A 12,325-nucleotide genomic window follows, 5' to 3' on the forward strand; every position below is an offset into this window, starting at 1 on the left:
GGCCGGCGAGCACGCGTGTTCGAGACGCTGCTCGGGTATAGCACCTCGAGAGGCGCGGCACCGCCAGCGCGGGCTCCACGCCCTGATCATCGAACCGTTGCGCGGCGAACAGCCTCCCGACGACGTCGGCGCAGTCCGGGCCGGCCCGCCGCGCCCACTTCTCGCAGCATTCCCGGTCCCACTGCCTCCATACGGTCTTCCCGGGCGGGTCGGTCTCGTTTGTGCTGTACTGGTTGGCGGCCGTGGATGGCAGGAGCCGGTGCGTGCTGCAGAGCCTGGATTGTGCCGGCGCCGACGCGCAGGTCCACGGTGGCCCCGGCGTACGCGTACGGGACGGAACACCAGTTGCGCGCGTACGCGACATGGCAGTTGGGCCGCGCCTTCCTGCCGTAGATCCAGTCCGCCACCTCGTACGCTGTTTCCGGCCGGTCGGCAGCACGCCGACGAACAGGCACGCCCCGGACTCGTCGCCCGTGACCGGGTCGACGATCCGTATGGTCTTACCGGCCCGGTCGACCTCGATGGCCTGTCCGGCCCTGTGCTCGACCCCGCTCGTCACACCGGTCCTCGCCGCATACGCGGCGTACTGCTTGCGGAAACGGTCGCAACCCATGCGCGGTCTGCCGGCGCTGGCTTATTCATCGGCGTACTCGCCATGCAGGATGCGCAGCGTCACGCCGACGCGGGCGAGCTCGCGGTGAATCCCGGCCCAGTCGGGCTGTTCGTACACGCTTTCCCGTTCGCCCCTGCCGGGGAACGGCATCGAATACACCTCGCCGTCAGGCTTCGCGGCCACGTCCGGATAGGCGATTCCCGCGGCGGCCGAGGCGGACGGCACCTCGGCCACGCTCTGTCTCGCGATTCCCGGAGATCTGGCTATCGCCCTGCCGGACAGGCCCTGGTCGTTCAGGCGGGGTATCGCCTTGGTGTTTATGGTCAAATAAACGTGTACGGCGTCACCACCAAATCTGAACGGCATAAGCGTTCATATTGGACACGGACGGCGGACGGAAATGGCATCGGCGGAAGAAAAGCGCCGGTGCCGTACGGTTCCTGATAGATTCCCGAGTGCTAACAACCAACACATGGTCCTCGGGAGGAAAGGAATGACGACACCGGTGCGTATTCAACAGAGTATCAGGCAGCTCGAGACGAAAGGCCTGACGCATACGCAGATAGCTAGGGAACTGGGCGTTTCGCGGACGACCGTGGTCAAGTACGCGACCCGCGATTATTCGCCCGTTCCGCCGACCGGGGGAACTGCGAGCCGTTCCCTGGTCGCGGGCGAGTACGCGCGCAAGGCCGACGAATGGCTCGAGGCCGACCGGCGCATGCCACGCAAACAGCGGCACACCGCCCGGCGCGTACACGAGCGGCTCGTGGAGGAATGCGGCTTCGAGGGCAGTTATTCGTCGGTGCAGCGATGGGTCAAGCGCTGGCGCCAACGCCACCGCGGCGAGGCCGAGGGGTTCAGTGAGCTGGAATGGGCGCCGGGCAGCGCGCAGGTCGATTTCGGCCAGGCCCTGGCCGTGGTCGCCGGCGTGGAACGGACCGTGCATTTCCTGGTGGTCTCGTTCCCGTACTCGAACATGAGATACGTGGCCGCGCTGCCGGGAGAGACCGCGGAATGCGTGTGCCATGGTCTGAACAAGGTGTTCTCCCATGCCGGCATGGTCCCCCGCGTGCTAGTGTTCGACAACGCCACCGGGGTCGGCCACCGCAGGGCCGACGGGACCGTCACCCAGACGAGGCTGTTCTCGCTGTTCTGCGCGCACTACGGCTTCGAGACGAGGTTCTGCAACCCCTATTCCGGCTGGGAGAAGGGAAGCACGGAGAACGCGGTCGGTTTCCTGCGCCGCAACCTGATGGTGCCGACGCCGTCCGCGGAGGGATGGGACCGGCTCACGGACGCGTGGTTGGAACGCTGCGACGAGATCGCGCGCGGCGTCCACTACCGCGAGGACGTGCCGATCCGGGACCTGTTCGAGACGGACCTCGACCACATGCTCCCGCTGCCGCCGTCCATGTTCGACGCGTGCGACTGGCGCGGGGTGAAGGCCGACAGGACCGGAACGGTCACGATCGACTCGAACCGCTACCTCGCGGGCCCGAAATGGCATTCCATGCGTCTCATGGCCGGCGTGCGGGCCCTGCGGGTCGAGCTGCGTTCCATGGACGGCGAGCCGATCGTCACGTTGGAGCGCAGGTGGGGGCGCAGCCCCGACACCGCGATGGACCCGCTGTCGCTGCTCGCCATCATCGCACGCAAGCCGCGTTCGTGGGGCGAGAGTCCCATACGCTCCGACTTCCCGGAGGAGACGCGCGTGCTGCTCGACCGGATGGAGCCGCGCGAACGCGGCCTGCTGGTCGACGACATCCGCCACGCGGCCGTGGTGAGTGGCTTCCGTGCGGCCGTCATGGCCGTCGTCGAGATCGTCGCCGCGGGCAGAAGGCCCGACAGGGCCGCGATCGACCAGACGGCCAGGCGGATCGCGCAGGGCGACGGTCCCGAATCGAGGGCCAGGCTCGACACGTACAGCAGGTTCATGAGGGAGGACGGCGATGAGTGAGTCGACGGACGCCGCGGCGGGCGGACGCAGGGGCGGGCGGACCGTGAGCAAGTCCACCCCGGACGAGGTCATGGAGCTCGCATGCGGGCTGCCGTTGACCAGGAGCGTGCTGCGTTCCGTGGTCGCGGGCGCCACGCCCGGCCAGCTCGGCGTGCTGGCCGACCTGTTCAGGGCCGAGAACGCCAGCCGGACGGAATCCAGGCGCGCCAGGCTGATCAGGAACGCGGGATTCCCGTGCGTCAAGGGCTTCGACGGATACGACTGGGGCATGGCGTCGTTCCCCGCCGACTGGGGGCGCGAGCAGCTCATGGACCTCGGTTTCGTGGACCGGGCCGAGGACCTCGTGCTCTACGGCGACGTGGGATGCGGCAAGACGCACATGGCGATCGCCACGGGCATGCTGGCGTGCGAGAGGGGCATGCCGGTGAGGTTCTTCACCGCGTCGTCGCTGGTGATGCGTTTGCGGCGGGCGAGGGACGAGAACCGGCTCGACGCGGAACTGCGCGCGATAGGCCGCGCCAGGCTGCTGGTCATCGACGAGCTGGGCTACCTGCCGATCGACATCGACGGGGCCAGGCTCCTGTTCCAGGTCGTCGCGGATTCCTACGAGAAGCGGAGCGTGGTGTTCACCACGAACCTGGAGTTCGGACGGTGGGGCGAGGTGTTCGGAGACGGCGACATGGCCGCCGCGGTCATCGACCGCATCGTGCACCACGGAAGGATCGTCAGGTTCCGTGGCGAGTCATACCGCAACAGCCACTCCCTGATGAAATAAACGAAAAGAGCGGAACCAACCCGGCCGCCGGTGACGGTGTCCATTTTGAACGCCGATGGTGTTCAGATTAACTGGTGACGACACGCAGATTTATTTGACGAAAGACACTTGGCCTTGGTTTCCTTGCCATGTTGGCAGCCTCCTTTCACCACACGTGCCTCGCATGGTGAAAGGAGCCTGACAAGCGGCGGCCTCGATACGCAATAACGATGGCCTTGAACCGCAATAATCGTCAAAAAGTGCGATTGGCCTTCTCCTGCAATAACAATGGCCTCAAAACAAGCAAATATTCAGTCAATATCTCGTTCGCCCGGCGCAATTCCGTGTTCTCCGCCCGCAGCCGCTTCAACTCCGCCATCGCCTCCTGCACGGACTGCTTCGTCTCCGCGGCGGCCGTCGCGTCCGACTGGTTGCGCCAGCGCCGCAGTGATTCCGGCGCTATCCCCAGATCCTTGGCGACCTGTTCGATCGCCTTCGTCTCCGACGAATACGACGACCTGGACTCCGTCAGCAACCTGACGGCCTTCGCCCGGAACTCCGGAGTGTATCGAGTGCCCCTTGCCATGGTTCCATCATCTCCCATCGAGTTAGAGAGGAAATGCAGAACAAAAATCAGGTCATATCACTCGTTTCCAGCGGGATGATTGGTTTCGCCATATGGCCAGCATACCGGGGATCCGCCACCAGCCAGCGTTCCAGGCACTGCCTGGTCGGATAACCCAGATGCCTCACCACCTAGGCCGTGGTCATCGGCGTAGCGGAATACAGCTCCACCGCACGCCGCCGTTCCGCGGGACTGAACATACCATAATCCTTTCGTTCAGTCTCCAAGAAAGCGTCCGCAGCCCCCTACCCTTAATGATATGCCATTCCAATTCTTCTCAGAATGATCCCATATAATCGGAGTACAAAGGAGACTATTAGTTATGTCGTTACAGTTATCTGACTGTAACGACATAACTAATAGTCAACCCTGGATTATCAATTCGATAAATTCGAAGCAGCAAAACGCTCTCCGAATTCAATTAGGAATGACGGACTGAACCGAAATCGCCAATAGCCCACCGCATATGACGCTGAATAAAGATGTCAAGAACATAGCAGACAGCAATCGCAGCGATAAGTGTTAAGAATCCAACGAGAAGCTGTCCTCCCAACGGCAAAGAAGCCACAGGAATACCAACAGCGGAGAACAAAACAAACTTGACCATCTTAAGAGCAAAATCATTCAAGGCGTAAAAAACCAAACTGTCCCGACCGATTGTGGCGAAGCAACGCGCTTCTGGCAACAACAGGCTGAAAGCGATAGCCATCGCCATGCCAAAGAACGTGGTAAACAGTGCAAGTGTGGCAAGCATCGCACCTGTAGCCACAGGCTGTGCTGCAGAGAAATGTTCCAAAATCAGAAACGCTACAGTGAAAACCAAAAATGCGCCAAGTTTGTGGCTGAAGTTCAGCCGATCCCATTTTCGAATGTCACATGCCTGAGCAATGAGATATCCAAATCCTACATACGCAGTGGCCTCAAAGATTTTCCCAAGCTGGAAAGGAAGCATTGCTGCCACAGAAGTACCCTTGAGGAAGAAATCGATGATGAGATACACCAAAAGGACTGCAGCCAACACCAATTTGTTGAATCGCACGACTCGCACTGTAAGCCATAGACAAGGTATGGCTACGAACAATGACCACAAGAACCATAATCCAGCATTGCCCTGTGCAAATACAATGGCGATAATCGCGCTCAGAGGATTGGAATCAGCAGTTTTTCCAGCAGATTCATACAATGACGGTCGGAGTAATTTCACTATGGGAGGTATAAATGCGAACACTGAGAATAAATAGTAAGGGATAAGCAAGGTCTTTGCTCGCTTAATGATCAAATTCAACAGATTGACAGTCGGTTTGAAGAACAATCCGCTCAGTAAGAAGAACAAGGGCATGTGGAAGGTATATATGGCAGTCAGCAATGGTTCCAACTGCGGAAACCAGCTCGCACCGAGATGCCCGGTAAAAACAAGCACCATGGCTACTGCGCGAGCAATATCAACCCATATAATACGCGATTTGCTTCGATCTGGTTCATACGACATGAATACTCACTCCTATAGTATCATTCAAGCTTTATTTAGAAAAAACATTGCGACAAAATCTTCTATTGCAGCTCAGTTCCCTGTTTCTTAATTTAAAAGCACTGCAATTAACGTCTACGTTAGCTAATATTATATAGCGGAATTATATGGCAGAATGCCATTTCCATTAACTGATAACGTGTGTAGGAATATAAAAAGACATAAAGAAAAATATAATATTTTTACAAAGGTTTTCTTTTTTCCTGCAATATAGTATTCAAGATAATACGGTATGCTAAGAAAATTAAGCAAATAGAATAATGCAGAAACTCTCTGACCTAGTGGTATAGACAGACCAATCATAATAGCTATGGATCCTACGAAATGCAAATTTCTAAAAACCGTAAACCAATGATCGCCCTCTTTAGATTTCGTAAACAAATAGACAAAGAAGAAACCTACAAACAATAAAGATGATAACGAAAATACTTTGCTAGGATCCGGATAGTAGCCGGATATGTAGTTCCCATACTTTGTCCCTTTGAGCAAGATACCAATAACTGCAACAAAGGTAGGTACAAGAACAGCCAAAAAAGCAAAAAGGGACAAATATATTTTTTTGTCAAGCTTTAGATAAAGGAGAGGAATGACAGCAAAATAAATTAGAGCAGAATAATGAAAACCTACCGCTATCGCAACTAAGGAAAAAGCCACAAAAAGACTCTGTAACTGATTTTTGCCATCCATATTTCTTTTCACAAACAATAACGCGCAACAGAATAATGCAGTAGCTATTGTCTGGCGAACTACATTCAATGAGAGTAAGAAATACCCACCACACAAAAAAGAAACAGTCAATAGAACTTTTGAACATGGCATATTATATATAACAATATATATTAAACCTATGAATATAAAGCTTGTAACAATAAAGATAGACTGATACCAGCTACCTGCAAAATCAATACACAGCCCGTTAAGCCATTTAAATATTGGCTCCATTGGCGGGGGGGTGCCATTATATATCTGTTTATAAGTTGGAACATATGTAAAAAAATAATCTGTTCCAACTCCATAGCGGAATCCAGATATTGTGAATAAAATCAAAAAAACAATAGCAAAAGGTAAAACCTTTGCCCTTTTATTCAATTTATCTGCCACACACATCAAAAGTATGCAGCAGAAAACAGATGTTATATAAACAAACATTCTTTTCCTTATTTTGATACACTATATTCACAAAAGGTATTTGTTCGAGAAAAATTATTTCATAGAACAAATACGTATATCCAGTTGATCAAATAAGACTAACGCTTCATAAACCATTTCCATGCGTGTCTGAAGACATCCGCCCCTGAGACAAAGCTGACAGACCAGATGCGAACAGAGCTCCGTAAACTGCAACCAATTCTCGGAATCGCTGCATCATCAGCAAGGTGTGATTCGGATGACGAAGAATCACATACACGCAAGCAGTAGGTTCAAGGTTAAGAGTAAACCAACAATCTATGTCCCACTTAGGTAATGCTGTAGTGACATATAACACATCCATAAATACACTCCTAGCGATTTCACTGACCTCAGCGGGGAGCAAAGCCTGCTGACTTACCAGAACTTTTCGTTGAAAACTAAGTTCTTACCGAAGAGAGAGTTTCGCAACAACAGTTGGGCTGATAAATGTAAGAACCGCAATAATCTTTCTTTTCATGGAGATATCAGCGGCAATCATAGGTAGGGCGAGACTCCTCCTATGATGAATGCACGTGCGCAATAGGTCACGATACACATGTTCCTGATGAGTAGCGATAATTTGGCGCAGGCAATAACCGTAGGTACTCCACAAACGCCAGTTATAAGCCTTGCGAACTTTTGGATTAGAAAGATCAAGGTGTTCACAAATATATTGCATTGTGGTAATGGCTCCAATACCCTGTCGTTCAACGTCAGGCTTGGTTGTGGCACTGGTCGCGTTATCCGTGCGATAGTGATAAACCTTTTTCTGTCCGACAGTCACACAGTTGGCTTTGCTTGCCGCTAGGGTGATAAATTGTAACCCCTCCCCTGCGCAAAAGTCGGTAATAAACTCAAGATTGTTGGCAGTAAGGAAGCTCCGCCTATACAGTTTATTCCACGCTCCAAGCTCGATTGTGGGATAGAAAAATAGCTCCATTGCCTCCTGAGGATTGATAGTAGACACTTCATCCTGCGTTCTCTGGTGGAAGTCTGTGCTGGTGAAGCAACACAGCGATGCAACGATATCAGCGTTCCTCTTAGCTTGAAGCTCCAGCATATATTCGACGAAGTCAGGTTCGATCCAATCATCGCCATCTACAAAACAGACATATTCCCCTTTAGCCGCATGAAGACCAGCATTTCTGCTCGCCGAGACGCCAGAATTAGTCTTATGCAACACATGAACACGTTCGTCCTTATGCTGCCATGCATCACAAATCGCTGGAGCATTGTCAGGAGAACCGTCATCGATAAGGAGTATCTCAATGTTGTGATGCGTCTGTTGTATCAGTGAGGCAACGCACTGATCAAGATACTTCTCCACGTTGTATATCGGAACGATAATAGAAACCAACGGTTCAGTCACAGCATTCATCCCTTCATCGGTTTATTCTCTGAGACATAGCTAGCAACATTTGTTTGAAGGAAACCAAGCGAACGTTTCTTCGCTTCTGCAAGCAACTGGTTAGGTCTGTCATAGTCGATGTCATTGCTCAACAATTCTTCACCGACGACATGCCTGTCCTTCAATGTCAGGGAATCCAGCAAGTCAAGCATGCGTGAGTTTGTAGTCTGCTTGACGGTAAAGAAATGGAATGGCTTGTTGTACACGATGGAGAACACGGTGCCATGGAAGGAATTCGTTACCACAGCCTTGGCGTTACGAACCAGATTCACGAAGGTGTTAGGTGAAGCGTTCCAGAAGTATCGATCCTGATCCAACGTGTAATCTTCGATGGCAGTACCGATGGTATAGACTTTCACGCCTAGCTTCTTGGCAAGTCGCCGCGCATAGGCATATACGTCCTTCTGGCGGTTATAGCCGTATACCAGCACATAGTCTTCAGTGGGGACGAAATCACTGGCATCGGCAATGACATCCCAATCGTTTCGTTCAAGCAGGAACACCGGGTCAATAACGGATTGCACATTGTCAATGCCAAGATCCTCAAGCATCGGTACCGACGATGGCTCACGTACCGACACAGCATCGAAATCGGAAATCAACCTATGATAGCGGGTCTTTTGGTTATTCGGAATTTCCGGCATGGCAATGCTGGCAGCATATGCCACTTTCCGAGCTTTCGCAGGCGCAAACGACAGGAAAAACGCATCGTCTTTACCGTTAAGCTTATTCTTACAGTTCCAAATCTGATCACTGCCGCAAATATAAACATCGGCTTGAGGCACATCAGCCTCGATTTCAGCAAGAGTGCGATATGTCTTGGCGCTCATGGGCACATAATCTTCCAGGAACTTACCGAATACTTTGCGCCCCTTGGTCAAGTCGGGGAAACGCACGACGGCACGGACCATACGAATAGGCAATGGTTGTGTGGATGTGTAGTAGTACTTGGGATTGTAATCCAGCACCTTTGCGTCCACACCCATCTTGCGTAGTGCGGTGTTCAAACCATAGGTTTGCAAAACAGCACCGTAATTCGTCGGCCGGCTGCAGGTGATGGTGTAAGAGGTAGTCATAGGAAGTTCCTTTCCGATACTGCTCATTGTGGGTCCGATTCAACGTATTCAAGAAAAGCCTCATAGCCTTCGAACATAGGCTCACTGCGAATAAATGCCCGCTGCGATCGCTCCGTATTGTCATCGAGGCGAAATACATCCTGGAATGTTTCATTCAGCTGAGCATCACGAGATTCGAATAGCCAGAAGAATTCCCTGAGCAGCTCCTTAGGCGGACGCTTATCGTACACTTCCTCATATTTACGCACTAATAGTGTCGCTTCCTCCAATTGAAGGTTACGCCGCTTGTCTACATATACGTCTAGAGAAGAAATCTTTTTCGCCGGTACGCCTGCATATACAGCGTTCCCCTCCAAATGACCGGTTACCACACTACCAGCTCCGATGATGGTGTTGTCTCCGATTTCGGCCCCCTTGAGAATCAATGACTTCTGTCCAATGAAAACATTATTACCAATACGCACCATTCCACATGAGCCCAACACTTCTCCGGTAAGACGCTGCATCACTGCCCAGCTATAGTCATGCTGCAAAATAGAACAGTCTGCAGTGATATGTACGTTATCGCCAATCTCAATCATCCAAGGTCTCTGAGTATCAATCTTGATAGACCATGGCGTATACAGATGCACATGCTGCCCTATATGCATCCCTTGGCTACGAAGCCACGATACATATTGCTCCGACGAGGACTTGTGCCCGTATACCAGTTGCAAGACAAGTTGTTTAAGGCCCATCTTCTTACTTGCTCCGTTCCGGATGGATACGTTTATAAATCAGGAAAGACACACTGTAGAGGACTGGAGATACCGCCATGAGCTTAAGCTGCATGCTGCGTCCACGAGGAAGATCCACCGACTCGGCAACAAGCCCTATGTTGCGCCTAACAAAGGCCTGCGTATCTTTTGCGAAACGTCGCCATTGTTGTTCTTTGGAACTCCTAGTGACAAGAGCCTGATCATAAAGGCTTATCATGCTCCGCATCAACCCGTACAAGGCAAAAGGAAGCTGCTCGGGGAACCTCCGACGTACCAGTTCTACCATCTGCTTAGTAGCTTCGTAACCTGCCCAATTATAGTTTGTGTATGTATGAGAAAGGCTTCCCTCAGTTGTCCGATAATGGTACAGAGGCACCGAATCAAAAGTAGTTCGTTTACTTGCCGCAAGTACTTCATAAGTAAATCTCGTATCCTCACCATTAACGCACCCTTCCGGGAAACGTATATCCCCCAACACAGAGCGTTTGATAAGCTTGCTCCAAGGAGAAATCGTCGAGTAGCCCGGTAGGTTAACATACTTGAATGATTCTGAAGTGGTCATCACTAAATGGACATTAGGCTGGTAGTGACAGATTTGTCGTCCATCAGGATATTCCATAATGCTGGCGGTCATAGAAATATCGGCATCATTGTTTTTAAGAGAATTAAAAAGAGCCTCATACATGGTTGGTTCCAGCCAGTCATCGGAATCCACAAAGCCTATGAGCTCTCCCGTGCTACTTTCAATTCCATTGTTTCGAGCAGCTCCCGATCCCTGATTCTCTTGATGAATAACACGGATTCTATAATCTTTAGCTATCCAAGCATCACACATGTCTGGGCAGGAGTCCGGAGAGCCGTCGTCAACCAAGATGATTTCCAAATTCCGGTACGTTTGGTCAACGATTGACTGCACACAACGATCGAGATAACGCTCGACTTTATATACAGGGACAATTACCGAAATCAAGGGGAAGTCTTCTGGCGTGGCCCCCTCATGGAAGCTAGATGGATTGTCGCTCATGCTGTATATTTTCTCCTTCCAAACATCAAATTAATCAAAGGCTTGAGCTCATAACATTGAGCACCTGCAATGGATAATAGGCAAATCAATGACAAAAACAAGTAATGGCCACATTGGCTCAGAGTCACTACAGATTGAGCAGCGAGCAGCCCCATGGTAATGGCAGTGGGAAACGGCCTCATGTCGACACGCATTAAACGACGGATATCAATTACACGAATTACGAATATCGTCAAACTGCCCACAAGTACACCAAGCGCTGCAGCTAAAATACCCCAACTATGCACGAACATAGCAGTAAACGCAAGGCATGATACAGTTCCTACAATCGTTGCTATAAGCAATGGCTTTGTACACATATAGGCCTGATAAATTGTGCCAAGAAAATTGTTGATGGCACCTAGATAGAAAGCTAATACAAGGATGGAAATTAGCGGCCATACCGAGTAAAACTGACGCTGCATCAGTACCTTGGCGATGAACGGAGATAACGCAATCACTAACGCGCTTCCTATCGACATCAAGGCATGATACACACGCCAGATTACATCATAGAAATGCTTGAGCCCAGAGCTCTTAAACTCTTGGAACGCAGAAAGCTGCCAAGCCTGTTGAACAATCTGTTGAAGCACATTAAGCAAATTAGGAATCTTTGAAGCTGCAGCATACAAACCAGAAGCGGAAATACCCAGTACACCTGTAATAATGAAACGACTAACTGTCGTCTGAATCTGGTTGCACAATGAATTCGGAGCCAATGGCAGTGAGTAGCGCCAAAGTTGCTTACGAAGAGACGCGTTGTTACGCCATACTGTAAAATCGATAAACTGATATTGCTTACCGGCAAAAAGATATACCAGAATCGCTGAACCATTGCCTACGATATAAGAGTAGAAATACCCCATAAGACCGAGATGCATTCCGGCAATCAGCACATATGCGAGCACGCCCATAATAAGCGCAGACAACATAGAAGCGTAAGCAATGAGCTTCGTCTGATCCATAGCCCTAGCGACAGTACCCATCACAGAGGGAAAACACAACGCCGCATAGGACAACAAGAACCAAATTTTATATCTACCTAGCCCACCAAAAATAGGCAAATCAAATACTGGCAGAATAATTGCCAAAAGCACACAGCTTGCCAACATAACCAGCATGGTTTCGGTAATATAAAACGCGGCTTTTGACTTATCATCAAGCGTAAAACGGAGCATGCCCTCGCTGATGAGCAAAGTTAGTACAGGGAATAATGTGGTCACCATGATGGTAGCCATGTCCATGATGCCGTATTCCTCTGTAGATAGGTACAGGGTATACAACGGCATCAGTATGAATGCCATCAGTTTAGTGGCTACTGCGCTGAGTCCGAAGATGCCGACATTAATCAGCAAATTCTTATACTTATTCAC

11 protein-coding genes and 1 pseudogene are annotated in these 12,325 nt (G+C 51.2%); 2 read left to right on the plus strand and 10 right to left on the minus strand.

Annotation, left to right across the window (positions count from 1 at the left end):
* Positions 1-86: 86 nt before the first annotated feature.
* Positions 87-455, minus strand: a complete 369-nt coding sequence (locus BAD_RS09450; protein WP_407918978.1) for a Mu transposase domain-containing protein — start codon at positions 453-455, stop codon at positions 87-89.
* Between the two features lie 179 nt (positions 456-634).
* Complete coding sequence (locus tag BAD_RS09210; protein WP_174878652.1) at positions 635-940, minus strand: hypothetical protein; 306 nt, start codon at positions 938-940, stop codon at positions 635-637.
* Positions 941-1,106: 166 nt separating this feature from the next.
* Here BAD_RS09210 and istA point away from each other — a divergent pair, with 166 nt between their 5' ends.
* Together istA and istB are read left to right on the plus strand one after the other, a co-directional pair.
* Positions 1,107-2,570 (plus strand): IS21-like element ISBad1 family transposase, encoded by a 1,464-nt coding sequence (gene istA / locus BAD_RS07280; protein ID WP_011742685.1) that lies wholly within the window; start codon positions 1,107-1,109, stop codon positions 2,568-2,570.
* Entirely contained in the window at positions 2,563-3,345 is a 783-nt protein-coding gene (gene istB, locus BAD_RS07285) for an IS21-like element ISBad1 family helper ATPase IstB (RefSeq protein ID WP_011742684.1), read from the plus strand. The genes istA and istB overlap by 8 nt, the downstream gene beginning before the upstream one ends.
* 292 nt (positions 3,346-3,637) lie before the next feature.
* Here istB and BAD_RS07290 read toward each other — a convergent pair.
* The 8 genes and pseudogenes from BAD_RS07290 to BAD_RS07325 all read right to left on the minus strand — a co-directional run.
* Positions 3,638-3,910: pseudogene (locus tag BAD_RS07290) on the minus strand (transposase); the annotation flags it as partial.
* 460 nt (positions 3,911-4,370) lie between these two features.
* The gene (locus tag BAD_RS07295) at positions 4,371-5,438 is read right to left on the minus strand and encodes an acyltransferase family protein (RefSeq protein ID WP_011743676.1); all 1,068 of its coding nucleotides are present in this window, start codon (positions 5,436-5,438) and stop codon (positions 4,371-4,373) included.
* Positions 5,439-5,567: 129 nt separating this feature from the next.
* A complete protein-coding gene (locus BAD_RS07300; protein WP_231837055.1) occupies positions 5,568-6,584 on the minus strand; it encodes an EpsG family protein in 1,017 nt (338 codons plus the stop codon).
* A 469-nt stretch (positions 6,585-7,053) separates the two neighbouring features.
* A complete protein-coding gene (locus BAD_RS07305) occupies positions 7,054-8,025 on the minus strand; it encodes a glycosyltransferase family 2 protein (protein ID WP_011743679.1) in 972 nt (323 codons plus the stop codon).
* Positions 8,022-9,131 carry a polysaccharide pyruvyl transferase family protein gene (locus tag BAD_RS07310; RefSeq protein ID WP_011743680.1) on the minus strand — a complete coding sequence of 370 codons (1,110 nt, stop codon included), beginning with the start codon at positions 9,129-9,131 and terminating at the stop codon, positions 8,022-8,024. Before BAD_RS07310 ends, BAD_RS07305 begins: the two co-directional genes overlap by 4 nt.
* Before the next feature lie 23 nt (positions 9,132-9,154).
* Positions 9,155-9,712, minus strand: coding sequence for an acyltransferase (locus tag BAD_RS07315; protein WP_229057075.1), 558 nt, complete (start codon positions 9,710-9,712; stop codon positions 9,155-9,157).
* A gap of 160 nt (positions 9,713-9,872) precedes the next feature.
* On the minus strand, positions 9,873-10,913 hold the full coding sequence (locus tag BAD_RS07320; RefSeq protein ID WP_011743682.1) for a glycosyltransferase family 2 protein: 1,041 nt from the start codon (positions 10,911-10,913) through the stop codon (positions 9,873-9,875).
* Positions 10,910-12,325: a lipopolysaccharide biosynthesis protein gene (locus tag BAD_RS07325; RefSeq protein WP_011743683.1), complete on the minus strand. Its 1,416-nt coding sequence runs from the start codon at positions 12,323-12,325 to the stop codon at positions 10,910-10,912. Before BAD_RS07325 ends, BAD_RS07320 begins: the two co-directional genes overlap by 4 nt.

It is taken from the genome of Bifidobacterium adolescentis ATCC 15703 (assembly GCF_000010425.1).
GTDB lineage: Bacteria > Actinomycetota > Actinomycetes > Actinomycetales > Bifidobacteriaceae > Bifidobacterium > Bifidobacterium adolescentis.

Coding starts and splice junctions, on each gene's coding strand:
- BAD_RS07295 (WP_011743676.1), bottom strand. CDS start 5,438: ATGTCGTATGAACCAGATCGAAGCAAATCGCGTATTATATGGGTTGAT.
- istB (WP_011742684.1), top strand. CDS start 2,563: ATGAGTGAGTCGACGGACGCCGCGGCGGGCGGACGCAGGGGCGGGCGG.
- istA (WP_011742685.1), top strand. CDS start 1,107: ATGACGACACCGGTGCGTATTCAACAGAGTATCAGGCAGCTCGAGACG.
- BAD_RS07320 (WP_011743682.1), bottom strand. CDS start 10,913: ATGAGCGACAATCCATCTAGCTTCCATGAGGGGGCCACGCCAGAAGAC.
- BAD_RS07315 (WP_229057075.1), bottom strand. CDS start 9,712: ATGATTGAGATTGGCGATAACGTACATATCACTGCAGACTGTTCTATT.
- BAD_RS07300 (WP_231837055.1), bottom strand. CDS start 6,584: ATGTGTGTGGCAGATAAATTGAATAAAAGGGCAAAGGTTTTACCTTTT.
- BAD_RS07305 (WP_011743679.1), bottom strand. CDS start 8,025: ATGAATGCTGTGACTGAACCGTTGGTTTCTATTATCGTTCCGATATAC.
- BAD_RS07310 (WP_011743680.1), bottom strand. CDS start 9,131: ATGACTACCTCTTACACCATCACCTGCAGCCGGCCGACGAATTACGGT.